General features: G+C 50.6%; 21 protein-coding genes and 3 tRNA genes. 2 read left to right on the plus strand and 22 right to left on the minus strand.

Annotated elements, in window-relative coordinates; translation table 11 throughout:
* Positions 1–23: 23 nt before the first annotated feature.
* The 7 genes from pheS to uvrB all read right to left on the minus strand — a co-directional run bounded on the left by pheS (position 24) and on the right by uvrB (position 6,919).
* On the minus strand, positions 24–1,043 hold the full coding sequence (gene pheS / locus L9P87_RS04165) for a phenylalanine--tRNA ligase subunit alpha (RefSeq protein ID WP_237443416.1): 1,020 nt from the start codon (positions 1,041–1,043) through the stop codon (positions 24–26).
* Between the two features lie 249 nt (positions 1,044–1,292).
* Positions 1,293–1,646: a 50S ribosomal protein L20 gene (gene rplT, locus L9P87_RS04170; RefSeq protein ID WP_237443417.1), complete on the minus strand. Its 354-nt coding sequence runs from the start codon at positions 1,644–1,646 to the stop codon at positions 1,293–1,295.
* A 54-nt stretch (positions 1,647–1,700) separates the two neighbouring features.
* Positions 1,701–1,895 (minus strand): 50S ribosomal protein L35, encoded by a 195-nt coding sequence (gene rpmI / locus L9P87_RS04175; protein WP_237443418.1) that lies wholly within the window; start codon positions 1,893–1,895, stop codon positions 1,701–1,703.
* A gap of 87 nt (positions 1,896–1,982) precedes the next feature.
* A complete protein-coding gene (infC, locus tag L9P87_RS04180) occupies positions 1,983–2,543 on the minus strand; it encodes a translation initiation factor IF-3 (protein WP_435531784.1) in 561 nt (186 codons plus the stop codon).
* A complete protein-coding gene (thrS, locus tag L9P87_RS04185; protein ID WP_237443419.1) occupies positions 2,512–4,443 on the minus strand; it encodes a threonine--tRNA ligase in 1,932 nt (643 codons plus the stop codon). The genes infC and thrS overlap by 32 nt, the downstream gene beginning before the upstream one ends.
* Before the next feature lie 255 nt (positions 4,444–4,698).
* A tRNA-Val gene (locus tag L9P87_RS04190) sits at positions 4,699–4,775 on the minus strand.
* Positions 4,776–4,861: 86 nt separating this feature from the next.
* Positions 4,862–6,919, minus strand: a complete 2,058-nt coding sequence (uvrB, locus tag L9P87_RS04195) for an excinuclease ABC subunit UvrB (RefSeq protein WP_237443420.1) — start codon at positions 6,917–6,919, stop codon at positions 4,862–4,864.
* Between the two features lie 196 nt (positions 6,920–7,115).
* Between uvrB and L9P87_RS04200 the strand changes: the two genes are divergently transcribed.
* Together L9P87_RS04200 and L9P87_RS04205 are read left to right on the plus strand one after the other, a co-directional pair.
* A tRNA-Asn gene (locus L9P87_RS04200) sits at positions 7,116–7,190 on the plus strand.
* Positions 7,191–7,366: 176 nt separating this feature from the next.
* Positions 7,367–7,441: transfer RNA gene (locus tag L9P87_RS04205), tRNA-Asn, on the plus strand.
* 130 nt (positions 7,442–7,571) lie between these two features.
* On the opposite strand, the gene L9P87_RS04210 is transcribed toward L9P87_RS04205, so the two are convergent.
* From L9P87_RS04210 to gyrA, 15 genes are all read right to left on the minus strand, one after another.
* The gene (locus tag L9P87_RS04210; protein ID WP_237443421.1) at positions 7,572–9,341 is read right to left on the minus strand and encodes an SLC13 family permease; all 1,770 of its coding nucleotides are present in this window, start codon (positions 9,339–9,341) and stop codon (positions 7,572–7,574) included.
* 14 nt (positions 9,342–9,355) lie between these two features.
* Positions 9,356–10,315 carry a DHH family phosphoesterase gene (locus L9P87_RS04215; protein ID WP_237443422.1) on the minus strand — a complete coding sequence of 320 codons (960 nt, stop codon included), beginning with the start codon at positions 10,313–10,315 and terminating at the stop codon, positions 9,356–9,358.
* Between the two features lie 94 nt (positions 10,316–10,409).
* Positions 10,410–10,697, minus strand: a complete 288-nt coding sequence (locus L9P87_RS04220; RefSeq protein ID WP_237443423.1) for a ComEA family DNA-binding protein — start codon at positions 10,695–10,697, stop codon at positions 10,410–10,412.
* A gap of 116 nt (positions 10,698–10,813) precedes the next feature.
* Entirely contained in the window at positions 10,814–11,503 is a 690-nt protein-coding gene (pyrF, locus tag L9P87_RS04225; RefSeq protein ID WP_237443424.1) for an orotidine-5'-phosphate decarboxylase, read from the minus strand.
* Between the two features lie 59 nt (positions 11,504–11,562).
* Positions 11,563–12,762 (minus strand): lipopolysaccharide assembly protein LapB, encoded by a 1,200-nt coding sequence (lapB, locus tag L9P87_RS04230; RefSeq protein ID WP_237443425.1) that lies wholly within the window; start codon positions 12,760–12,762, stop codon positions 11,563–11,565.
* On the minus strand, positions 12,762–13,061 hold the full coding sequence (locus L9P87_RS04235; RefSeq protein WP_237443426.1) for a lipopolysaccharide assembly protein LapA domain-containing protein: 300 nt from the start codon (positions 13,059–13,061) through the stop codon (positions 12,762–12,764). Before L9P87_RS04235 ends, lapB begins: the two co-directional genes overlap by 1 nt.
* Before the next feature lie 117 nt (positions 13,062–13,178).
* Positions 13,179–13,475 (minus strand): integration host factor subunit beta, encoded by a 297-nt coding sequence (ihfB, locus tag L9P87_RS04240; protein ID WP_237443427.1) that lies wholly within the window; start codon positions 13,473–13,475, stop codon positions 13,179–13,181.
* 255 nt (positions 13,476–13,730) lie between these two features.
* Entirely contained in the window at positions 13,731–15,413 is a 1,683-nt protein-coding gene (gene rpsA / locus L9P87_RS04245; RefSeq protein ID WP_237443428.1) for a 30S ribosomal protein S1, read from the minus strand.
* Between the two features lie 176 nt (positions 15,414–15,589).
* A complete protein-coding gene (gene cmk, locus L9P87_RS04250) occupies positions 15,590–16,306 on the minus strand; it encodes a (d)CMP kinase (protein ID WP_237443429.1) in 717 nt (238 codons plus the stop codon).
* Positions 16,296–17,639, minus strand: a complete 1,344-nt coding sequence (gene aroA, locus L9P87_RS04255) for a 3-phosphoshikimate 1-carboxyvinyltransferase (protein WP_237443430.1) — start codon at positions 17,637–17,639, stop codon at positions 16,296–16,298. Before aroA ends, cmk begins: the two co-directional genes overlap by 11 nt.
* 85 nt (positions 17,640–17,724) lie before the next feature.
* The gene (locus L9P87_RS04260) at positions 17,725–18,621 is read right to left on the minus strand and encodes a prephenate dehydrogenase/arogenate dehydrogenase family protein (protein WP_237443431.1); all 897 of its coding nucleotides are present in this window, start codon (positions 18,619–18,621) and stop codon (positions 17,725–17,727) included.
* A complete protein-coding gene (gene hisC, locus L9P87_RS04265) occupies positions 18,618–19,727 on the minus strand; it encodes a histidinol-phosphate transaminase (protein ID WP_237443432.1) in 1,110 nt (369 codons plus the stop codon). Before hisC ends, L9P87_RS04260 begins: the two co-directional genes overlap by 4 nt.
* A 57-nt stretch (positions 19,728–19,784) precedes the next feature.
* Positions 19,785–20,933 (minus strand): prephenate dehydratase, encoded by a 1,149-nt coding sequence (gene pheA, locus L9P87_RS04270; RefSeq protein WP_237443433.1) that lies wholly within the window; start codon positions 20,931–20,933, stop codon positions 19,785–19,787.
* Between the two features lie 59 nt (positions 20,934–20,992).
* On the minus strand, positions 20,993–22,075 hold the full coding sequence (serC, locus tag L9P87_RS04275) for a 3-phosphoserine/phosphohydroxythreonine transaminase (protein WP_237443434.1): 1,083 nt from the start codon (positions 22,073–22,075) through the stop codon (positions 20,993–20,995).
* Between the two features lie 93 nt (positions 22,076–22,168).
* Complete coding sequence (gene gyrA, locus L9P87_RS04280; protein ID WP_237443435.1) at positions 22,169–24,811, minus strand: DNA topoisomerase (ATP-hydrolyzing) subunit A; 2,643 nt, start codon at positions 24,809–24,811, stop codon at positions 22,169–22,171.
* Positions 24,812–24,849: the final 38 nt, after the last annotated feature.

Below are 24,849 nucleotides of genomic sequence, written 5' to 3' on the forward strand. Positions count from 1 at the left end.
TTTAAAGGGATTTACTGACCGGGTTAATTAAATTGGCCGAGGAATCGTAAATCGTTTTCAAAGAACAGGCGTAAATCATTAACGCCATAACGCAACATTGCCAATCGCTCCACGCCCATACCGAAGGCGTAACCGCTGTATTTTTCGGTGTCGATACCGGATTTTTCGAAGACCTGGGGGTGAACCATGCCGCAGCCCATGACCTCTAACCAACCGGTGTGCGAGCAGACCCGACAGCCTTTACCGCTACACATCACACACTCGATATCGACTTCTGCCGACGGCTCGGTGAACGGGAAGTAGGATGGACGGAAGCGAACACCGAGGTTATCTTGCTCGAAAAACACCTGTAGAAACTGCTCAACAATACCCTTGAGTTCAGCAAAGCTGGTGTTTTCGGTCACGACCAAACCCTCTACCTGATGGAACATCGGGGTATGCGTTAAATCCGAATCACAGCGATAAACACGACCCGGACAGACGATACGAATTGGCGGCTCTGTCGATTCCATCACCCGCGCCTGTACCGGTGAGGTATGGGTTCTTAATACCGTTGATTCACCAATATAAAAAGTATCGTGCATGGCACGTGCCGGGTGATGGGCGGGAATGTTTAGCGCTTCGAAGTTATGGTAATCATCTTCAATTTCTGGCCCCTCAACCACATCGAAACCGACGGCGGCAAAAAAGCCCTCGATACGCTCGATGGTGCGAGTAACCGGGTGCAAGCCACCGACAGCCTGACCGCGACCTGGCAGCGATACATCGATGGTCTCCGCGGCCAATTTAGCATTGACGGCTGCAGTCTCCAGCGCTGATTTTTTATCATTCAACAGGGCCTGCACTTTCTGGCTGGCCTCATTAATCAACGCACCGGCAGCGGGGCGCTCTTGTGCCGACAGCTTGCCAAGAGTCTTGCGCAGCAGGTTGATCTCACCTTTCTTACCAAAGTATTGAACGCGAACCTGTTCCAGTGTTTGGCTATCTTCGGCATTTTCAATCGCCGAGATTGCGGCTTCGCAAATGGCATTAAGGTTTTCCATCTATCACTCCAACTGTCGGGGAGAACTCAATTAACGCCCGGCCAATAATTGCCGAGCATTATCCTAATTCGTATTTATTACAGTGGTAAATATTGTCAGCCGGTGGGGTACTCTTCAACACCGCTGTTTTACCACAAGGTATAACGCAAAAATGGGGAGAGAGCCGAAACCCTTTCCCCATTTCGGCCGACCGCTGGCGGCCGGCTGTACAAACGCTGTTAGCCCCCAATAACATTGGGAGCAACCAGCTTATAGTGCAGCTTTAGCTGCAGCTACGATTGCACTGAAAGCCGCTTTGTCATAGACAGCGATATCGGCAAGAACACGACGGTCCAATGCGATATCAGCCTTCTTAAGACCAGCAATCAATCGGCTGTAGTTCAGGCCGTTAGCACGTGAAGCCGCATTGATACGGGTAATCCACAGTGCGCGGAACTGACGCTTGCGCTGACGACGGTCACGATAGGCATATTGACCGGCTTTGATAACTGCTTGCTTAGCAACGCGGAATACACGTGAACGTGCTCCGTAGTAGCCTTTAGCTTGCTTAAGAATTTTCTTGTGACGACGATGGGCGGTAACACCACGTTTTACGCGAGGCATAATGCACTCCTTAACTTAAAATGATTAATCAGTCGATCTCTATTAAAGAGCGAATTAGATATTACGTAGCATTCTGTTGACAAGAACCATATCGGACTTGTGAACCATGCTACAACCGCGAAGCTGACGCTTACGCTTGGTGGTCATTTTGGTTAGGATGTGACTCTTATGAGCGCTTTTACGCTTGTAGCCAGAACCCGTCTTTTTAAAGCGCTTTGCAGCACCGCTGTGTGCTTTTAACTTAGGCATTTCTTACTCCAGTTTGAGTGGTTAATATCAAGTGTAAACACCCTTCGGTCCTAGGCAGCCTTAAGCCCAGGCCCGTCGGTTAAGCATTTACTTCTTTTTGCGGGGTGCTATCACCATAGTGAGTTGGCGGCCTTCCATTTTCGGAAACTGCTCAACACCACCAAGTTCGGCAAGATCTGTCTCAATGCGTTTAAGTAAATCCATACCTAATTGCTGGTGAGCCATCTCGCGGCCACGGAAACGTAGTGTTACCTTGACCTTATCCCCATGTTCCAAGAACTTCGTCAATGCCTTCAACTTAATGTTGTAGTCACCGATATCAGTACCAGGACGGAACTTCATTTCTTTGATCGTCGTACGTACCTGCTTGCGCTTGGCTTCTTTGGCACGCTTCTTCTTCTCAAAGTATTCTTTACCGTAATCCTGCAATTTGCAGACGGCTGGCTCATTATCGCTCATTTGAACGAGGTCTAAGCTGGCTTCTTCTGCAGCAGCTAACGCTTCACGGATTGACATTACGCCAAGCTTTTCGCCTTCCGCGCCGATCAACATGACTTGGTCGGCCTTAATGGAACCGTTTATCTTAGGGCGCTTATCGCCCTTTGCGTTATCTCTTTTAATCGTTTTTCTCCATAGAAACACGGCCACGACGAGCTACATCAGCTTGCAGATGAGCAATAAAGTCATCAACGCTCATTACACCGAGGTCTTCACCACCTCGCGCTCGAACAGCCACGGTCTGAGATTCAAGCTCTTTATCACCAATGACTAGCTGATAAGGAACCTTCTGAATTGTGTGCTGGCGAATTTTAAAGCCGATCTTCTCATTTCTCAAGTCCGCTTGGGCTCTAAATCCTAATTTATTTAATTTTTCTGCTAATTTGCTGCAATATTCGCTCTGAGAGTCGGTAATATTCAGTATTGACACCTGCTCTGGCGCTAGCCACGTTGGGAAAACACCCTCGTAGTGCTCGATCAGAATACCGATGAAGCGCTCAAACGAACCCAAAATGGCACGGTGTAACATCACCGGCGCCTTGCGCTGATCATCAACACCGACATATTTTGCATCTAAGCGACCCGGCATCGAGAAATCGACCTGAACCGTACCCAATTGCCAAATACGGCCGATACAATCTTTTAGTGAGAATTCAATCTTGGGACCATAGAACGCACCCTCGCCCGGCAACTCCTGCCAAGGCAGACCTTTGTTGTCCAGCGCATCGGCCAAGGCCTTCTCGGCGGCATCCCAATCCTCATCCGAACCCACACGATTCTCTGGGCGGGTTGATAGACGATAAATCACCTCATCAAAACCGAAGTCTTTATAAACATCGTGCAGGAAGTCGATGAAATCGGACACCTCTGGTTGGATCTGCTCCTCTGTACAGAAGATATGCGCATCATCCTGGGTGAAGCCACGCACGCGCATAATGCCGTGCAGCGAACCGGAGGGCTCGTTACGGTGACAGGAACCAAACTCAGCCAAACGCAAGGGCAGATCACGGTATGAGCGCAAACCCTGATTAAAGACTTGCACATGGCAGGGGCAGTTCATTGGCTTAACAGCAAACTGACGCTCATCACTGTTCAACATAAACATATCATCGCTGAACTTATCGGCATGACCCGAGCGCTCCCACAAGCTGAGGTCTACCAGCTGGGGCGTTTTTATCTCCTGGTAACCGTTCTGGCGCTGCTGCACCCGCATATAGCTTTCGATGGTGTTATAGACACTCCAACCCTTGGGATGCCAAAAGACCATGCCCGGCGCCTCTTCCTGCATATGGAAGAGATCCAGCTTCTTGCCGATTTTACGGTGATCACGCTTCTCAGCCTCTTCAATACGACGGACATACTGCTTAAGCTGCTTCTTATTAGCCCAGGCCGTGCCGTAAATACGCTGCAACATCTCGTTATTTGAATCGCCACGCCAGTAGGCACCGGCCACCTTGGTCAACTTAAACACCTGCAGCTTACCCGTGCTTGGTACGTGCGGGCCGCGACAAAGGTCCATCCAGTTGCCCTGTTTATAAACAGAGATCTCCTCACCTTCAGGCAGCTCATTAATAATATGAACCTTGTACTCTTCGCCCATCTCGGTAAAGGTCTCGATCGCTTGTTCGCGAGACATCACAACGCGTTCGATGGCCAGGTTTTGCTTGGCCAGTTCAGACATCCGCACCTCGATTTTCTCAAGATCTTCCGGCGTAAAGGGGCGTTCGAAGGCGAAATCATAAAAGAAACCGTCGTCGATAACGGGACCGATAGTCACCTGCGCACCGGGGAATATTTCCTGGGTTGCCATCGCCAATAAGTGGGCTGTTGAGTGACGAATTGCCTCGACACCCTCTTCGTCGCGATCGGTAATAATCGCCAAGGTCGAATCAGATTCGATAACAAATGAAGCGTCAACCAGCACATCGTTAACGCGGCCAGCCAGCGTCGCTTTCGCCAGGCCCGCACCAATATCGGCAGCAACCTCAAGCACAGTTAAAGGGGCGTCAAAGGAACGCTGAGAACCATCGGGAAGAGTAATAATAGGCATGATTTTTCCTTGGTCAGTGGTGACCCATACTAGAGGCCACTTGGACAAAAAATGTAGTGCTCACCCAAGCTTAAGAAGGGAGCAGATAAAATAAAGAGCGGGGATTATAAGCGACTTCAACTGAAGATCCAACAACCATCTATATTGAAGAGGACATGGGACAGTCAACTATCTATAGCATAGCCACAGACTGCCCAGAGGCTGACAATTAAAACAAAAAAACCCCGACATCGTGAGATATCGAGGCTTTTGAATTGGTACGACCGAGTGGATTCGAACCACCGACCCCCACCATGTCAAGGTGGTGCTCTAACCAACTGAGCTACGGTCGTAAAACACTTCTGCTATGCGCTGAAGTTGGTGGGCATTATATAGAGACTGCCCTTAGTGTCAACAGGTATTTATCGAGTTTTTTAGCTTATCGAATAAACGCTTTCGCCCTTAGTTTTTGCAGTTCATCTCGCAACGAGGCAGCCTCTTCAAACTCCAGGTCACGAGCATGCTGCATCATTTTTTCTTCCATTGCGGCAATGGCCTTGTTCAACTGCTGCGGCGTCATCTGCGTTGGCTCTATCGCACTACCCACTTCGGCTCGCTTACCGTCCTTGCCACGTCGCTTACCCCCCTTGCCTGGCGCCTGCCCCGCCTCTAGAATATCTTTCACCGACTTATTAAGCCCCGTCGGAGTGATATTATGCTCTTTGTTAAATAATTCCTGCGCCTGTCGGCGTCGCTCGGTTTCTTTCATTGCTCGATCCATCGAGCCAGTTATTTTGTCGGCGTAGAGTATCGCCTTGCCGTTGAGGTTACGGGCGGCACGACCAATAATCTGAATAAGCGCGCGATCAGAGCGTAAAAAACCCTCCTTATCCGCATCGAGTATTCCCACCAACGACACCTCGGGCATATCCAAACCCTCCCTCAGCAGGTTAATACCGACCAGCACATCAAACTCACCGAGGCGAAGATCACGAATGATTTCAACCCGCTCGACGGTGTCGATATCCGAGTGCATATAACGCACGCGGACGCCGTGCTCATCATAATAATCCGTTAAATCTTCGGCCATCCGCTTGGTCAGCGTCGTGACCAATACTCGCTCTTGCTTCGCTACACGCTGATGGATCTCCGACAGCAAATCATCTACCTGAGTCTGTGCCGAGCGCACCTCAATTACCGGATCCAACAAGCCCGTTGGCCGCACCAACTGCTCAACCACCGCCTGGGTATGGGCCTCCTCATACTTAGCCGGTGTCGCCGAGACATAAATCGCCTGCGGCACCTTCGACTCCCATTCCTCAAAACGCATCGGCCTGTTATCCAGTGCCGATGGCAGACGGAAGCCAAATTCAACCAGCGTCTCTTTGCGGGAGCGGTCGCCCTTATACATCGCCCCTATCTGCGGAATCGATACATGCGACTCATCGATGACGACCAGGGCGTTCTCAGGTAAATAGTCATAAAGGGTTGGTGGCGCCTCTCCGTTACCTCGCCCCGACAAATAGCGGGAGTAGTTTTCAATGCCGTTGCAATAACCCAGCTCACGAATCATCTCCAAGTCATATTTGGTGCGCTGCTCTAAACGCTGCGCCTCAACCAACTTATTGTTCTCTCGCAGCTGCTGTAGCCGGCCAATCAACTCTTCTTCAATATAATCAGTAGCCTTGAGCAATTTATCCCGTGGGGTCACATAGTGACTCTTAGGAAAAATGGTCACCCGTGGCAGCTTCTTTAATACCTCTCCGGTGAGCGGATCAAATAATGATAACTTCTCGATCTCCTCATCAAACAGCTCAACCCTTACCGCCTCCATCTCTGAATCGGCGGGATAAATATCGATGACATCGCCACGCACGCGATAGGTCGCTCGCCGGAAATCCATATCATTGCGGGTATACTGCAATTCCGCCAGTCGCCGGAGCAACTCACGCTGATCGATTAAGTCGCCACGATCAAGGTGCATCACCATGCCAAGAAAGGACTTCGGATCACCCAGACCATAAATCGCCGAGACGGTCGCCACAACAATCACATCCTGACGCTCTAATAACGCCTTGGTTGCCGACAAGCGCATCTGCTCGATATGCTCATTAACTGCCGCATCTTTTTCGATAAAGGTATCGGACGAGGGAACATAGGCCTCAGGCTGATAATAATCGTAATAGGAGACAAAGTACTCGACGGCATTATTGGGGAAGAAGTCTTTAAACTCACCGTATAACTGCGCCGCCAGTGTCTTATTATGCACCATGACAATAGTCGGCCGCTGAATCTTTTCGATGACATTAGCCACCGTAAACGTTTTACCCGAGCCCGTCACACCCAGCAAGGTCTGCGCCGTCAAGCCACTTTCGATGCCATCGACCAGCTCAGCAATCGCCTTCGGCTGGTCCCCCGCCGGCTGATAATCAGAAACCACTTTAAAGGGACGCCCTTTTAACTTTTTATTCTCTTGCTGGCTTTGCTGACCCGACATCGACACCCTACCTATCACACTGACTAGCGCTGCAGCACAGACTGCAATCCAATCACCCATGATACCACTGACTGGCGGCTAAATTGATGGCAAAACAACCAATTCACACACAATTTAACGAATCCTAAAAAAACAGTTGACCGCCCCCCTGCTTCTGCATAATATACGCCCCGCACACCGCAGCGCGGTAAGCCGTTCCGACTTAGCTCAGCGGTAGAGCAGTAGACTGTTAATCTATTGGTCGCTGGTTCGATCCCAGCAGTCGGAGCCATATTTAAAAACCAGCCTTTTGGCTGGTTTTTTTTCGCCTAAGATTTGTCACTACTGATGTGAATTAGTGCGAATTATAAAAAACACTATTTTTATAGCTTTTTCTTGAATCAGGGCTTGACCCACTTGCCACTTCTGCATAATATACGCCCCGCACACCGCAACGCGGTAAGCCGTTCCGACTTAGCTCAGCGGTAGAGCAGTAGACTGTTAATCTATTGGTCGCTGGTTCGATCCCAGCAGTCGGAGCCATATTTAAAAACCAGCCTTTTGGCTGGTTTTTTTTCGCCTGTCATTTTTCATTCTCGGCAAACCAACTTGCCTCAGCCAAAAAAAACGCCTGCAAAGGCAGGCGTTAATCAACAAGCATCTTTCGCCGCTATCAGAACGGCCAAATTAATGGCACCAAGCACACGGTCAATATACCAACCAGCAGCGTCAACGGCCCACCCATGCGCATAAAGTCGACAAACTTATACCCGCCCGGACCGTACACCATCAGATTGGTTTGATAGCCAATTGGCGTGGCAAAGCAAGTAGAGGCCGCCACCATCAGCGTGATCACAAATGGCGTCATATTAACTCCCAGGCTTTCACTCAAGGCTATCGAGACTGGAAACAGCAACACCGCAGCGGCAACATTGGAAATCAGCGCCGAGAAACCCGCTGTCAGCAGGAAAATAGCCGCCAAACTCAGATAGGTAGAGCCAGAAACCACATTAAACAGCGAGGCGGCCACAGCCGCAGCCAGGCCACTTTCATGCACCCCTGCGCCCAAGCCTATCGAGGCAGCAATCACTAACAGCACCTGAAAATCAATGCTGTTTCTGGCGTCAAACACAGACAAGCAGCCAGTCACTACCATCGCCGTCGCCGCGATAACAGCTGCCCCCAACATGCTGACACCAAAACCACTGACCGCAACAATCATTGCCACCATGATAGAGATAGCCCACCAGCGTTTACCGTGGCGCAACGGTTCGGAGTTGGCCACCTTGCTGACTAACAGAAAGTCCTTCGAGTAGGCATACTGATCAACAAAGTCATTGGCTGTTTCGAGCAGAATATTATCGCCGGCACGCAACTCAACATCACCCAGCCGCCCTTTAACCTTCTCACCCTCTCGTGAGATGGCAATAATCGCCGCTTGATAAGTCGCCCGAAAGCGGCCATCACGAATGGTTTTGCCAACCAGCGGGTTATTCTGCGAAATAACAACCTCTACCAGGCAGCGCTCATTATCGGCGTTATCCAGCTTAAATACTTGCTCTTCAGCACTGCGCAGACCGTGGATTTTCTTCAGATCAACCACCGCCTCAACATCACCGGCAAAAACCAAACGATCATCGGCATAGAGTATTTCAGAGGAGGCCACAGCCGGCATAACCCGGTTATTACGCACAATCTCAATCAAGAATAAACCCGGCAAATGGCGCAGCCCAGCCTGCTCGATATTTAAGCCGGCCAGCGGGCTAAAGCGCTCAACCACCATTTCGACCACATATTCTCGGCCACCCTCCAGTTTGGCCGTGACACCCCCGCTATCGGGCAAGAAGCGCTTGCTGAAGAGCAAAATATAGACAACGACCAAGATGACACAGGGCACGCCGATCCAGGCGATCTCAAACAACGACAGGCGAATGTCACCCTGATAACTATTGAACATGTCGTTCAATACCAAATTGGTACTGGTACCAACCAGGGTGCAGAGACCGCCAACAATAGCCGCAAAGCTTAACGGCATCATCAGTTGCGACACCGCTAAATTATTGCGCCGCGCCCAGTCGCCGACCGCCGGCACCATCATCGCCACAACAGGCGTGTTGTTGAGCACCGAGCTAACCGCCGCCACCGGCAGCATCAACCGTAGCTGGGCTCGCTTAACACTCTTGGGGCGCCCCAATACCGATTGCGACATCCAATTTACCGCACCACTTTGCGACAACCCTCGGGCGACAATATAAAGCACTCCGACGGTTACCATGCCCTCGTTCGACAACCCTGTCAGGGCTGACTCGATGCCAATAACATCAAATCCAACCAATGCCGCCACCGACATGATTAGAATCACATCGGCGGGCAATGTCGACAACACCAAAAAGGCAAAGGTAACAACAACAACGACAAGCGTTGTCCAAGCTTCAAATCCCATAGAAATCAATACTTTTACGAATAATATGCGGTTAATGTAGCAATAAACTGAGTCAATTGCTCGGCTGGCAGATCATTGATTCCCGCCGCTGCCTTGCGGCCGCCACCGGTGGGGAACTGCCTGACGACTTCATCCGCACCGGTCTTGTTATTGAGCGGCGCCCTGACACTGACTAAATAATTTCCATTGGCTTTTTCTGTTAGCACAGCGTGCGCGCGGTCCGGGCTGGCATTCGCCAAGTCGTTGCTATAAACACCACTAACCCGTCGCGCCCACTTTTCATTGGGCAGAATAAAGATACCGGCAACATCGCTGACAAACTCAGGTTCAATGGCCGCCGCGCTGGCCATATCTTGATGATAGCCCTGCTCTAAGCGCTGAAAAGTTTCGACCTCTGCAGCCATAAAATCAAAGGGTGAGGCGTATGGGCGGATTTTTTCAAATAGCGCCGACGGGGTAAAATGTAAATCATCGAGGTCAGAGCCGTAGCCATTATAATTCAGATAAACGCCAAGGTTATTCAACTGCTGCAACTGCTCGGCCGACAGACTTAAAGGCCTGGCCAATATCTCGGCACTGTTCTTGAGATTATCGCCGTAGGCACCAGTAATTGCCCACTCGACAAAGCGACCCTGTAAATAGTGATTAACCAAAATAGCCGTACAAACATCAGCGGCAGGATTGATAATAGTTGTCAGCGCTTCATGCTCTTCAATCTCGCCGGCGAAGTGATGGTCAACATAAAAAATTTCAGCACCCTGGCTCAAAGCCTGCGCCACTGCATCGCGGTTTTTATCGAACGAGATATCTAACACAGTCACTTTGTCGCCCGACTTAATCCCGGCCTGCCCAACAAGGGCGATATCACGCTTAACGCCAGTAACCAGACGGCTTTCTAGCGGCTCAGCATTTCGCAACTGCACCAGCGCACATAAACCATCGGCATCACCGTTAAAAATATCAATTACCGCCATAACCTCGCCCACTTTCTTTAGAAAATTTATTAGGGCGCAAGTATATCACAGCACAGTAAAAGCTCTCGCCCCCTAAAAGAACGAGAGCGCACGGCTAATTTAAACGAATTTTCGCCCGGTTATCGGCCACAGTTTTGTCACCAATACCTTTGACCTCAGTCAGTTCTTCCACCGATTTAAAATCGCCATGAACCGCCCGATAAGAAACGATAGCCTGCGCCTTGCTCAGGCCGACACCGTCTAACACCTCTGCTATTCGCTCAGGCTCTGCACTATTAATATCGATAATTTCTTTACCGCTATAGGCGTCATCGGCGGCAGCCATGACAGGAGACAAGGCGACAGTCATCGCCAGCAAAACTGCTGTTACTAGATTTTTCATATTCACATTCCTTGTGATTGTTTTTGATCTTCCATAAAGCAGAAAACCCGATCAGATGGGCTGATCAGGTTTTACCATAGTCTATGATTTTATTACTCGGCAAGTAAGCCAAGCAATTAAATATCGTCCAGTATCGACCTTAGCGCAGACAGTGGCTGTTCCTTACCGGTGATAGGACGACCGATAACCAGGTAATCACTGCCATCTGCCAACGCCTGCGCCGGCGTGACAATACGGCGCTGATCACCAGCCGCATCGCCAAGCGGTCGAATGCCGGGGGTCACCAACTTGAATGCTGGCGCTACCAGTTGACGCAGCACTGGCGCCTCTTGTGCCGAGCACACTACGCCATCCAATCCACAGGACTCAGTCAGCAGCGCCAACCGTTTAACATGATCGACAGGATTCACCGTATAGCCGATCTCTGCCAAGTCACTCGCCTCCATACTGGTCAATACGGTCACCGCGATTAATAACGGGTTATGGCTGGACTTATCTATCGCCTCTTTTGCCGCCTCCATCATACGACGACCACCACTGGCATGGACATTCACCATCCATACCCCTAACTCTGCCGCGGCACGTACAGCACCGGCACAGGTATTTGGAATATCATGAAACTTTAAATCCAAAAAAACATCAAAACCGCGCGCCACCAAGGCTTCTACCAACTGAGGTCCGGCAGCAGTAAACAACTCTTTACCCACTTTTAAGCGGCATAAATCAGGGGACAGTTGATCCGCCATTGCTATCGCCAAATCGGCTGCAGGGTAATCGAGCGCAACTAATATTTTAGGGTCGGACACAGTTTTTCTCCAAACGATTAAAACAATTTTAACAAGATAGAACAGATGCAGTACTGGAATTACTGACCATCGATACCGATGACAGGGGCAACACCACCCCATGCTTTACAAGAGGGGCACTGCCAGTGCAGCTGCTTGCCAGCAAAACCACAATCACCACAACGATATAGCGGGTTTCTTGCCACCAAGGCATCCAGCATCTCTGTCAACAGATCCAGACTAGATTGGTCATTAACTTGACCACGATACATCTCAACCAGCGCAATAATACCCAATAATGTCGGGCGCCGCTTCATATAAGTCAATAAACACTCTCTGGCCTGATCCTCACCCTGCTGAGAACGTATAGCCAGCACCAGCTGCATCAGTACTGACGTTAACACTTGCTGTCGCAATAACCGCTCTGCAAACCGGATAAAGCCACTGATATCGTTCGACTGTTGATAACAATACGCCAGCGAATCAACAACCTCGTTGATATAAAGCGGATCTTGTTCCGCTATCTGTTCCAGCACCTTGATCGCCTGACGGTAGTGCCCCGCCTCGATAGACAGCCGCCCACTAATCATGTTTGAGCGTACACATTTTGGGTCGAAATCCAACGCTTGACGCAGCAACGCCCTCGTCTCACGCCAGTTTTCTGCCAGAATATGCTGCTCAGCTAATTCACAGCAATAATGCGAAATCGCCACCGACAGCGCACTGCTCGGCAGGCGTTTAGATCGCAGCAGCCGCTTGGGTATCAGGCGCCTTCCTGCATCTATCGCCAACTGCCAGTCGCGCTGCTCTTGATAGATACCGACTAACTCCTTCAGCGCAGTGTTAAGATACTCACTCCCCTCTTCCACCAGGGCGTCGAGTAGACTCTCGGCACGGTCGAGCAGACCAGCCTGGGCATAATCTTTGGCCAAAGCAATATGCGCCTGATGCTGTTCGGCGATAGACAGATTGGTTCGGGCCAAAAGGTTTTGATGAATCCGGGTTGCGCCCTCAGTATCGCCACGCTCACGCAATAAATTACCCAGAGATATATGGGTGGCCAAGGTCGATGAATTTACCTCGAAGCTCTCGATAAAACTCTCGACAGCATCATTGCTATCATCATTGCTAATCAGCAGATTGAGGCTTTGATAGTAACTGGTGGGAATGGCATTAACCGCGGGCAACAAACTGACCTTTTTACTGCGACGATAACGCCCTAACAGCCAGCCGATTGAGACGGCAGATAGCAGCAATATAAAAGTGGCAAAATCCTGCATCACCAGCCTTTCGATGTCGAACGACGCAACTTATCCAATGTCCGTTCAAGCTTAAGCACCTTGCGGCGCAGCTGTGCCTGGCGACCATACATACGCACAAACACTCCCGCCGCCGCCGCAAGCCCAGCCACAGCACCCACCACAAACGACAATACTACCCAGCTACCGCTGCTCAAGGTTAAATCGAAAATGAACAGATCAACCGTCATCGCCATATTGTTTTCAACCATAAACAACAGCGACATGACAACCACAACGATAACAAGCAAAATCAGCAATAGCAGTTTGATTATTCTCATAAAACCTTATGCACCAAACGAGGGGGAAGCGGCAACATAACCCGTAGCCGAATCGAGCGCAATAAAAAGGCCGCTATTATCGGCGACCCTCTTTAAATACATCAACTAAAGCTTGGTTTAGCGAGAAAGCTGAGCTGAACTATCGACCCGCTCGCGCAACTGTTTACCTGGCTTGAAGTGAGGCACATACTTACCCGTTAACTCAACCGATTCGCCGGTTTTTGGGTTGCGGCCCTTGCGCGGTGCCCGATAGTGCAAACAAAAGCTACCGAAGCCCCGAATTTCAATACGATCACCGCCTACCAGCGATTCAGACATCTGCTCCAAGAGAATCTTTACAGCCGTCTCTATATCTTTGATCGCCAATTGAGGCTGTTTTTCTGCAATTCTTTCGATTAGTTCTGACTTTGTCATACGAATTCCTTGAATACACTCTCTATCAAGACGGTCAATTTACGTACAGTGTAACGCGAACAATAGCGCTTTTCACTTATTGTAGAATAAAAAGTAGAATTTAATCATTAATTTAGCAAGCATTTGCAGGAAATAAATTCATCCTTGCTGCGACACAGCAACCCCGCAGACAACAAAACTCCAGCCACCAAATCACAGACATAAAAAAACGGAGCCTAAGCTCCGTCTTTTCGACTCAAAACCTAAAGTAATAAATTACTTATCTTGGCTCTGCATCTGCGCCTTGATCAAGTCGCCAAGCGTTGCAGGAGCAACAGCTTCCTCAGTCTTTAGAGACTGAATAGCTTCTTTCTCTTCAGCGGCATCCTTACCCTTGATAGATAGAGATAGAACGCGGTTCTTGCGATCGACGCTGCTGATGATAACCTCAACAGAATCGCCTTCTTTAAGAACATTGCGAGCATCTTCAACCTTATCACGGCTGATTTCAGAAGCGCGAAGTGTACCTTCAACTTCGTCAGCAAGAACAACAATAGCTGCCTTGGCATCAACTTCTTTAACAGTACCGGTAACAATGGTGCCCTTATCGTTGTCAGCAACGTATTCAGCGAACGGATCGCTTTCTAGCTGCTTAATACCTAGAGAGATACGCTCACGCTCTGGGTCGATAGACAGGATAGTTGTTTCGATCTCTTCGCCTTTCTTGTACTTGCGAACAGCTTCTTCGCCAGTTTCATTCCAAGAAAGATCAGAAAGGTGTACTAGGCCATCGATGTTGCCTTCAAGACCGATGAAGATACCGAAGTCAGTGATTGACTTGATAACGCCATTAACCTTGTCGCCCTTGGCGAACTGAGAAGCGAAAGCATCCCATGGGTTCTGAGTACACTGTTTAACACCCAGAGAGATACGACGACGCTCTTCGTCGATATCCAATACCATGACTTCAACTTCGTCACCGACGTTAACAATCTTAGATGGGTGAACGTTTTTGTTAGTCCAATCCATTTCAGAAACGTGAACAAGACCTTCAACACCTTCTTCTAGCTCGGCGAAACAGCCGTAGTCAGTAAGATTGGTAATAACTGCCTTGATCTTAGCGCCTTCAGGGTAACGCTTAGTGATTTCGACCCATGGATCTTCACCTAGCTGCTTAAGACCTAGAGAAACACGATTGCGCTCGCGATCGAACTTCAAAACTTTAACGTCGATTTCGTCACCAACATTGACGATCTCGCTTGGGTGCTTAATGCGCTTCCAAGCCATATCGGTAATGTGTAGAAGACCATCAACACCACCTAGGTCAACGAAAGCACCGTAGTCAGTCAGGTTCTTAACGATACCCTTAACAGACATGCCTTCTTGTAGGTTAGACAGTAGCTCTTCACGCTCGGCGCTGTTAGCTTCTTCTAATACAGCACGACGAGAAACAACAACGTTGTTGCGTTTCTGATCTAGCTTAATCACTTTAAATTCTAGCTCTTTACCTTCTAGGTGAGCAGTTTCGCGTACTGGGCGAACGTCAACCAGAGAACCAGGTAGGAAGGCACGGATGCTGGCGACGTCAACGGTGAAACCACCCTTAACCTTGCCAGAAATAACACCCTTAACAACTTCTTCAGCTTCGAAAGCCTTCTCAAGTTCTTTCCAAGATTCAGCGCGCTTGGCTTTTTCGCGAGACAGTTTGGTTTCACCCCATCCGTCTTCAACAGCCTCAAGTGCTACCTGAACCTCATCGCCAACAGCTAGAGTTAACTCACCGCTTTCATTAACGAATTCAGAACGAGGAATAATACCTTCAGACTTAAGACCTGCGTGTACAGTTACCCAATCGCTATCGATATCGATGACGATACCCGTAACAATTGAACCAGGTTTCATGTCGATGGTTTGTAAACTTTCTTCAAAAAGTTCGGCAAAGCTCAAGCTTTCGCTCATATTAATTACCTATGATTAGACGGGCAAAACGCCCTCATCCGTACTTACCAGCTAATACGGGCTAGTTTTAATAGCAGTACACAACACCTTTCGCTGGCTACGTGTTGCGCCACCACTGTTTGTTACTCTGTTCGCCAACCAGCAACCGCCAATCGGCTAAATTCTCTACGTCGAAACTAGGTTCTTGCGGCGAGTAGCTGCAGCACCTGATCTTTTACCTCTTCGATAGACATTTCAGTACTATCAATAACCTGCGCATCCTCAGCAGGCTTTAGAGGTGACGTCTTACGGTTTGTATCCCGCTCATCTCGAAGATTTATCTCTTCTAGAAGACGCGCGAGGGTACCACTTTGACCATCGCCTTGCAACTGCTTTTCACTTAGCACCCCTTTGTCTTTGAGCTGCAAATAGCGTCGCATCGCCCGCTCTTTGGCGCCGGCAGTGAGAAAAATTTTGACGGTTGCTGCGGGGAAGACAACCGTACCCATATCGCGGCCATCGGCGACCAAGCCCGGAGACTGGGCAAAATCACGCTGGCGCTGGAGCAACGCTTCACGCACTGCTGGTACTGCTGCCACAACTGACGCCTGGGCACCAGTTTTCTCGGTGCGCAGTTCAGCACCTACCTGCTCGCCCTGCAACCAGGTTGTCACTCCCTGACCAGGTTCGCCGGCATCGAAGCGCACATCCAGCTCTGCCGCCACCGTCGCCAAGGCTTGTGCATTGTCAAAATCTACAGCCTGTTTATCGGCGGCAAGTGCCGTCAGACGATAGAGTGCGCCGCTGTCTAACAGAGCGAAATTCAACTCGGCGGCCAACAACTGGCATAGTGTTCCCTTGCCCGCGCCACCAGGGCCATCAACGGTTATGATGACTGTGGGTTTATTTTGCATCGGGGTCGACCACCTCAATATTAAAGCCCAGCGAGTTACACAACTCGGCAAAACCGGGGAATGATGTGGCTACCGCGCCACAGCCATTAATCGTAATCATCTCACAGGCGCGCAGACTGGCCACCGCAAATGACATGCCGATACGGTGGTCGCCATGGGTGGCAATCGTCGCTGCCTTAAAAGGCCTCACACCCTCGCCCACACCATTAATGACCATACCGTCCGCCGTCGGTGTGGCATCGATACCACAGTCGATCAGGCCGTCAGCCATTACCTGTATACGATCACTCTCTTTCACTCGTAACTCCTCGGCGCCGGACAGAATAGTCTGCCCCTCGGCACAGGCCGCCGCGACGAACAATACGGGGAACTCGTCGATGGCCAGCGGCACCTGGTCTTCAGGAATGTGAATCCCCTTGAGGCCACGGTAGCAGACACGAATATCGGCAACAGGCTCACCACCGACCTCACGCTGATTAGACAGAGTGATATCGGCATTCATCGCCTGCAAAATATTAATAATACCAATGCGAGTCGGGTTAATCCCCACGTGCTTCAGGGTAATATCAGCACCCGGTGTGATACTTGCCGCCACCATAAAAAAGGCGGCGGATGAGATATCAGAGGGCACATCGATATGGCAGGCGGTCAATTTTCCACCGCCCTGTAACTTGGCGGTATCGCCCTCGGTGACCACCTCATAGCCAAAGCCACGCAGCATTCTCTCGGTGTGATCACGAGTTGGCGCCGGCTCAGTCACCGAGGTCTCGCCGTCTGCATACAAGCCAGCTAGAAGCACACAGGATTTCACCTGGGCGCTGGCCATGGGCATCGTGTAATGCATTGCCTTGATATCACTGGAGCCACCCACTGTCATCGGTGGCCGTCCCTCGGCGGCGGTCTCAACTGTCGCCCCCATTTCCCGCAGCGGGTTGGCGACTCGACCCATCGGGCGCTTGCTTAACGACGCATCACCAATCAAGGTAGATGAAAATGGCTGTGGCGCTAACAGGCCGCTCAACAGACGCATGGAAGTGCCTGAGTTACCCATGTCCAGCGCTTTACCCGGGGACTGCAAACCATGCAGACCAACACCCTCTATCGAGACCTTGCCATTATCGGGACCGGTAATATTCACCCCCATGGCGCGGAAAGCATTGAGTGTCGCCAGCGCATCCTCGCCCTCTAGGAACCCCTCAACCGTGGTCGTGCCCTCAGCCAGTGACCCCAGCATAATAGAACGATGCGACATCGACTTATCGCCGGGCACACGAAATTCACCGTTTAAGCGATCGGCCGGCTTGGCTAAAAATTGAATATTGTTTTCTGACATTATTAGCTTCTCTCTTAGTCGAGCAACGACTAAACGTTCAATAAATTGAGGCTGCCGGCAAAGCCGGGGAGCACATGTTATTAACTTATTGCTTACCCTGCTGGCGCTTAAGCAATATTTCGGAAAAATGATTTCGCGCCTGTTGCGCACGCTCGAAGCTGGCCATAATATCGTCACCATTGCCCTCGGCGATATCCTGACGCAACACCTTTAACTGATCGGTAAAGCCATCCATCATCGACAGCACGGCCTCTTTGTTAGCCAGTACTATATCGTGCCACATTTGCGGGTCACTGGCGGCGATGCGAGTGAAATCGCGAAAGCCGCCGGCGGCATTGTCGAATATTTCGTAGCTACAATCCTGTTGCGCCAGCGCATCAACCAGTGAATAAGCCAATAGATGCGGCAGGTGCGAGGTCGCCGCCAACACCCTGTCGTGCTTATCGACATCCATCGACACCACCTCAGCACCGCAACCCTGCCACAACTGACGCACTGTCTCCTCAGCCTGGGCACTGGTTTCGACGGTCGGGGTTAGAATCACTCGATGATTAACATAGAGTTCAGCATTCGCCGCCTCTACACCGGATTGTTCAGAGCCGGCAATGGGGTGAGCCAGCACCAAATTAGCCGGTACTTGGCCAAAAATACGCTGCGCAGCACGATAGAGATTACCCTTAACGCTGGCCCCATCGGTAATAATCGTCTCGGCGCCAACCAAGGGCGCCAATTGCGCTAGCATTTTCTCGGCAATCAACGTGGGCGTGGCGATAAAAACAACATCGGCAGATTCGACAGCGACGGCTAAATCCAGCTCATAGCGGTCGACAACACCGAGGTCGACGGCCTTTTGCAGGTTAACCTCTTTACGCCCCCAGGCAACAACCTCTCTGGCCAAACCTCTTTCTTTACAGGCCTTGGCCAGGGAACCACCAATTAAACCCACACCCAGTACCACGAGCTTATCAACTATAAACGTCATACCTGCTCACCCAACACCTTGGCCAAGGCTTGCAACAACAACGTGTTCTCGCTCTCCAAGCCAACCGAAATACGCAAATGCTGCGGCATTTCATAGACGCCTACCGGACGTACGATAACTCCTTGCTCGAGCAATTTTTGATAGATGGCCATCACATCACCGCGAAATTCAGCGGCAATAAAATTACCGGCTGAGGGAATAAAAGTGACGCCGAGTTTCTCTAAACCAGTGGTTAGCTGCTGCATACCATCGTGATTCACCGCCCGGCTTTGCGCCAGATAGTCGGCATCAGCCAACACCGCCTCGGCGGCCACCAATGCCATGCTATTAACATTAAAAGGCGCCCTGACACGGTTGAGCAAATCGGTGATCTGCTGGCCAGCTACCGCATAACCAACACGCAAAGCCGCCAAACCCCATGCCTTAGAAAAGGTACGGGTGACAATTAAATTATCATACTGAGGCAACAACGTGACGCCATCCAACTGGTCTTCACCGTCGTTGAATTCAACATAGGCCTCATCGAGCACCACCACGACATGAGCCGGGACCTGTGCCATAAAATCAGTAAATTCTGCCCGCGCAAAAGAGGTGCCCGTTGGGTTGTTCGGGTTGGCAATAAAAATCACCTTGGTATCGACCTCAACCGCCGCCGCCATGGCTGTTAAATCATGCCCCCACTGTTTTGCTGGGGTGACGATTGCTCTGGCACCGCAGGCTTTAACAGCAATCGGGTAAACAATAAAACCATGCTGAGAATAAACCGCCGAGGTACCCGGTTGCAGAAAAGTTCTGGCAATTAGATCGAGTACATCATTCGAGCCATTGCCCAGGGTAAACAGCTCGGCATCCACCGACAAATAGGCCGACAAGGCCTTTTTCAGTTCGAAACCACTGGCATCAGGGTAGCGACATATATCCTGCGCTGCAGCGCTGCAAGCCGCCACTACTTTAGGGCTTGGCCCCAGCGGATTTTCATTGCTGGCGAGCTTAACAACATGCTCTACACCCAACTCCCGCTGCAGCTCTTCTATCGGCTTACCCGGCTGATACGGATGCAAGCCCTGTACACCGAGATTCGCTTGGGCAATAAAATCACAACTCATTCTTAACTCCAACGACGGCGACAACACAATGCCGTCAAAACACTTAACTCAAATGATTTACAGTGCAGCCTTAGGATACGAGCCCAAATGCTTAATCACCACAGACTGCTCTGTTAAGGCTTCGATAATCTCTTTCACCTTCGGGTCTTCGACATGACCTTCGAACTCCATGAAGAAAACATAGGTCCAGGTTTCGGTACGTGAGGGCCGTGTATCGATACGGGTTAACATCACCCCTGCATCTTGAAAGGGCTGCAGCAGATGAAACAGCGCACCCGGCTTATTGCGTGTAGTGACAGCAATAGAGGTCTTGTCGCTGCCACTGGCACCGACCGGTTCTCGACCGATAATCAAAAAGCGCGTGGTATTGTTAGAGAAGTCTTCAATACTACTCGACAGGCTGACGAGGTTATATTCCTCCAGCGCCATATTGCCGGCCACGGCCGCTATCGTCGGGTCATCCGCTGCCATCTTGGCGCCTTCACCATTACTGCTAACGGCTACTCGCTCAACATGCGGCCAGTGTTTATCAAGCCACTGCCGAGACTGAGCCAATGCTTGCTGATGAGCCACGATGGTTTTAATCGCCCCGGCTTCAACACCCTCCTGCGCCATCAGATGAAGCTCGATACGCAGTTCAACCTCACCGATGATTTTCAGCGATGAATTCAAGAAGCTATCGAGGGTGTGCGTCACCATACCCTCGGTGGAATTTTCAACCGGCACCACGCCATAATTAGATTCCCCAGCTTCCACCTGGGAAAACACATTGGCAATGGTTTGCTGTGGCTGTGGTATCACCCCGTGACCAAAATGCTTAACCGCTGCGGCCTGGGTAAACGTTCCCTCCGGGCCGAGATAGGCAACCTGCATCGGTTTTTCCAGCGCTAAACAAGCCGACATAATTTCACGGAAAATGTGAGCAACAACCTTACCGTTCAGCGGCCCCTCGTTGCGATCAATCACCTTGCGTAAGACTTGCGCCTCACGTTCGGGGCGATAGAACAACACCTCTTGTGGGTCTTCACCGGCGGCCTTGGCCGCCTCAAACTCAATAAACTTTGCATCGGCTACTTGCTGGGCGCAGACCGCACGCTGGTTTAACAACTGATGAATTTGTTGATCGATACCATCGATGCTCACGCGCAACTCTTGCAGGCTGGGAACATCGTTATCGACAGCTGAACCGCTGGGCTTATCACTCATGATTAAAACTCTGTGTTAGGCGGGGCAGCCCCGCGCCATCAAAACTTATGGTAAGGCAATTATGCGCTATGTCTGGCCGCAAAGTCCGACATAAAGGCAATTAACGCATCAACAGCAGCCTCTGGCACCGCATTATAAATACTGGCTCGCATACCGCCGACACTGCGATGCCCCTTCAAATTCAACAGACCCAACTCCTCAGCCTCGGCCAAGAATGCCTTGTCGAGATCACTGTTGGCCAAGGTAAATGGGATATTCATCAGCGAACGACTCTGCTTTTCAACCGGGTTGGCATAAAAGCCTGAGCCATCGATATAATCATAGAGCTTGGCAGCTTTACGGCGGTTGATCACTTCCATCGCCTCAATGCCACCCTGCTCTTTCAGCCACTGAAATACCAAGCCCGAAAGATACCAAGCATAGGTCGGGGGAGTGTTGTACATAGAGTCGTTGTCGTCGGCAACCTTGTAATTCAGCATCGCCGGACAAATAGGCAGGGCGCGATCCAGCAGAGTCTTACGAATAATCACCAGCGTCAAACCGGCGGGACCGATATTCTTCTGGGCGCCGGCATAGATCATATCGTACTTGTTAACATCAATTTTGCGCGACAATATAGTGGAAGACATATCGGCCACCAGGGGCACATCAACCTGTGGTTCCTCAAAGAACTCGACACCGCCAATAGTTTCATTCGGGGTGTAGTGAAGATAGGCCGCATTAGGGTTTAGCTGCCAATCGGCAAGCGGTGGTATCGTCGAGAAATTCGTACCTTCAGAACTGGCTACGACATTAACATCACAGTAGCGCCCAGCTTCTTTAATCGCCTTCTTTGACCACTGGCCGGTATTGACATAATCAGCAGTCCCCTTATCACCCAACAGGTTTAAAGGAATAGCAGCGAACTGAGTGCTGGCTCCGCCTTGTAAAAACAGTACCGCGAAATCGTCACTGATACTCAACAACTCTCGCAAGTCGGCCTCGGCCTGCTGGGCCACACCCACAAATTCTGGCGAGCGATGGCTCATTTCCATAATAGAAAGACCCTTACCCTGCCAATCCGCCATCTCTTGTTGGGCGCGATTCAACACCGCTTCGGGTAATGCTGCCGGTCCTGCACAGAAATTATATTTACGTGACATGCCACTCATCCTCAATCTTTTAAAATGCAAAAGTGAGGACGCATAACGCCCTCACTTCTTTTCTTTTTTATCGTGTCTTAAGCGTGAAGCTAGTTATTCTGCATCATCGTCGGCCGTAGCTTCACCGTCGATCGCGTCACCAGTAGCAACAGGCGTTGCTTCAGCAGCAGCGGCTTGATGCTCTTCTTCTAACAGCGCCAATTCGTCCTCATCCGGCTCTTCGATACGGGCGACACTGACCAGTTTTTCACCGTCTTTCAATCGGATCAAACGCACACCTTGGGTGTTTCTGCTCAGTACCGAAATCTCGGTGGTACGAGAACGAATCATGGTGCCTTGGTTGCTGATTAGCATCAACTCATCGCCCTCGAAGACCTGAACTGCACCAACGAGGTTACCGTTACGGTCACTGCATTGCTGACCGATGACGCCCATATTGCCACGCCCCTTAGTCGGGAAGTCTTCCATCGCCGTCTGCTTACCGTAGCCATTCTCACTAACACTTAACATACGGCCGCCTTGCGCAGGAATCATCAATGAGATAACGCGGTTAGCCTCATCCATTTTAATACCGCGAACACCGCGACTGGTACGACCGAGAGGACGCAGGTTGGACTCATGGAAGCGAACCACCTTACCGGCATCGCTGATCAACATAATATCATCATCGCCATTGGTAATAGCAGTACCGACCAAGGCATCACCCTCATCCAGGTTAACAGCAATCAAACCACTGCTGCGTTGACGTGAGAAGTTGGTCAGTGCTGTCTTCTTAATGGTGCCGAAACCGGTCGCCATGACCACGAACTGGTCTTCGCGATACTCGCTCACCGGCAGGATACTGGTAATACGCTCACCCTCATCCAAAGGCAGTAAATTCACCACCGGACGACCACGGGCGTTACGACCTGCCACGGGGATATGGAAAACTTTCAGCCAGTAAACCTTGCCAGCATTACTGAAACAAAGAATGGTATCGTGGGTGCTGGCAATCAACAGGTGCTCAACAAAATCGTCGTCTTTGACCGCTGTCGCCGACTTGCCTGTGCCGCCGCGGCGCTGGGCTTGATAATCCGACAAAGGCTGCGTCTTGGCATAACCGCCGTGCGATATAGTCACCACACGATCTTCTTCTGGAATCAGGTCTTCAACGGTTAAGTCGTGGGTAGAGGCGGTGATTTCCGTACGGCGCTCGTCACCGAACTCGTCGCGAATTTGCTCCAGCTCTTCTGTAATCACTTCCAACAAACGCTCGCTGCTGGCAAGAATGTGGAGGTATTCAGCAATCTGCAACAGTCGCTCTTGGTATTCTGCAATCAGCTTGTCATGCTCCATACCGGTTAGCTTCTGAAGACGTAAGTCCAAGATAGCCTGAACCTGAACAGGCGAGAGATAATACTTACCGTCACGGTAACCGTACTCTTCCGGCAAGTCCTCTGGACGACAGGCTGTTTCACCCGCCTTCTCCAGCATCTGGGCGACGTTACCGAGCTGCCAACCAACACCGATTAGCGCCTCACGGGCCTCGGCAGTGTTCGCCGATGCTTTAATGGCTGCAATGACCGGATCAATATTAGAAATAGCAACAGCCAAACCTTCAAGAATATGGCCACGCTCACGCGCTTTTCGCAACAAATACACGGTGCGACGAGTGACGACTTCACGGCGGTGCAGCAAGAAATGCTCAAGCAACTCTTTGAGGTTCAAAATACGGGGCTGGCCATCGACTAGAGCAACAGTATTAATACCAAATACGGCTTCCAGTTGCGTCTGAGCATAGAGGTTGTTGAGAACAACATCACCCATTTCACCACGTTTAATTTCGATGACGACGCGCAGGCCATCCTTATCCGATTCGTCGCGAAGCTCGCTGATACCCTCTACTTTCTTCTCTTTCACCAACTCGGCAATTTTCTCAATCAAACGTGCCTTGTTGAGCTGATAGGGAAGCTCAGTAATGATGATAGCCTCTCGGCCTTTACTGTTGGTTTCTACCTCAGCGCGGGCGCGAATACGGATACGGCCGCGGCCGGTGCGATAAGCCTGAATAATACCGGCACGGCCGTTGATGATGGCGGCGGTCGGGAAATCGGGCCCTGGAATATGCTCCATAAGCTCATCGACGGTAATGTCGCTGTTTGCAATCATTGCCAAACAACCGCTGATCACCTCACTGAGGTTGTGCGGCGGAATATTGGTCGCCATACCAACGGCGATACCGGATGAACCATTGACCAACAGGTTGGGGATTTTGGTCGGCATAACGGCGGGAATAAGCTCGGTGCCGTCGTAGTTTTCAACGTAATCGACCGTCTCTTTATCGAGATCGGCGAGAATTTCGTGGGTAATCTTACGCATACGGATTTCCGTATAACGCATGGCTGCCGCACTATCTCCATCGACAGAACCAAAGTTACCCTGACCATCGACCAACATATAGCGCAGCGAGAACGGCTGCGCCATACGAACAATGGCTTCATAAACAGCGGAGTCGCCGTGGGGGTGATATTTACCAATCACGTCGCCGACCACACGGGCCGATTTTTTGTAGGCTTTATTATAATCGTTATTGAGCACGCTCATCGCGAATAAAACGCGGCGGTGTACTGGCTTTAGACCGTCTCTAACATCGGGAAGTGCACGACCAACGATAACGCTCATGGCATAATCGAGGTAGGATTGCTTCATCTCATCTTCGATGTTAACCGGGAAAATCTCTTTAGCTATTTCGCCCATGGAGTAGTGCTGCCCCTAATGTATGTAATCAGTTGAAA

The organism is Sinobacterium norvegicum (assembly GCF_923077115.1).
Taxonomy (GTDB): domain Bacteria; phylum Pseudomonadota; class Gammaproteobacteria; order Pseudomonadales; family Sinobacteriaceae; genus Sinobacterium; species Sinobacterium norvegicum.

Excerpts from the sequence above, each read along its gene's own strand:
- pheS (WP_237443416.1), bottom strand. The coding sequence starts at position 1,043 with ATGGAAAACCTTAATGCCATTTGCGAAGCCGCAATCTCGGCGATTGAA.
- rplT (WP_237443417.1), bottom strand. The coding sequence starts at position 1,646 with ATGCCTCGCGTAAAACGTGGTGTTACCGCCCATCGTCGTCACAAGAAA.
- rpmI (WP_237443418.1), bottom strand. The coding sequence starts at position 1,895 with ATGCCTAAGTTAAAAGCACACAGCGGTGCTGCAAAGCGCTTTAAAAAG.
- thrS (WP_237443419.1), bottom strand. The coding sequence starts at position 4,443 with ATGCCTATTATTACTCTTCCCGATGGTTCTCAGCGTTCCTTTGACGCC.
- uvrB (WP_237443420.1), bottom strand. The coding sequence starts at position 6,919 with ATGTCGGGTCAGCAAAGCCAGCAAGAGAATAAAAAGTTAAAAGGGCGT.
- L9P87_RS04210 (WP_237443421.1), bottom strand. The coding sequence starts at position 9,341 with ATGGGATTTGAAGCTTGGACAACGCTTGTCGTTGTTGTTGTTACCTTT.
- L9P87_RS04215 (WP_237443422.1), bottom strand. The coding sequence starts at position 10,315 with ATGGCGGTAATTGATATTTTTAACGGTGATGCCGATGGTTTATGTGCG.
- L9P87_RS04220 (WP_237443423.1), bottom strand. The coding sequence starts at position 10,697 with ATGAAAAATCTAGTAACAGCAGTTTTGCTGGCGATGACTGTCGCCTTG.
- lapB (WP_237443425.1), bottom strand. The coding sequence starts at position 12,762 with ATGCAGGATTTTGCCACTTTTATATTGCTGCTATCTGCCGTCTCAATC.
- L9P87_RS04235 (WP_237443426.1), bottom strand. The coding sequence starts at position 13,061 with ATGAGAATAATCAAACTGCTATTGCTGATTTTGCTTGTTATCGTTGTG.
- ihfB (WP_237443427.1), bottom strand. The coding sequence starts at position 13,475 with ATGACAAAGTCAGAACTAATCGAAAGAATTGCAGAAAAACAGCCTCAA.
- rpsA (WP_237443428.1), bottom strand. The coding sequence starts at position 15,413 with ATGAGCGAAAGCTTGAGCTTTGCCGAACTTTTTGAAGAAAGTTTACAA.
- cmk (WP_237443429.1), bottom strand. The coding sequence starts at position 16,306 with ATGCAAAATAAACCCACAGTCATCATAACCGTTGATGGCCCTGGTGGC.
- aroA (WP_237443430.1), bottom strand. The coding sequence starts at position 17,639 with ATGTCAGAAAACAATATTCAATTTTTAGCCAAGCCGGCCGATCGCTTA.
- L9P87_RS04260 (WP_237443431.1), bottom strand. The coding sequence starts at position 18,621 with ATGACGTTTATAGTTGATAAGCTCGTGGTACTGGGTGTGGGTTTAATT.
- hisC (WP_237443432.1), bottom strand. The coding sequence starts at position 19,727 with ATGAGTTGTGATTTTATTGCCCAAGCGAATCTCGGTGTACAGGGCTTG.
- pheA (WP_237443433.1), bottom strand. The coding sequence starts at position 20,933 with ATGAGTGATAAGCCCAGCGGTTCAGCTGTCGATAACGATGTTCCCAGC.
- serC (WP_237443434.1), bottom strand. The coding sequence starts at position 22,075 with ATGTCACGTAAATATAATTTCTGTGCAGGACCGGCAGCATTACCCGAA.
- gyrA (WP_237443435.1), bottom strand. The coding sequence starts at position 24,811 with ATGGGCGAAATAGCTAAAGAGATTTTCCCGGTTAACATCGAAGATGAG.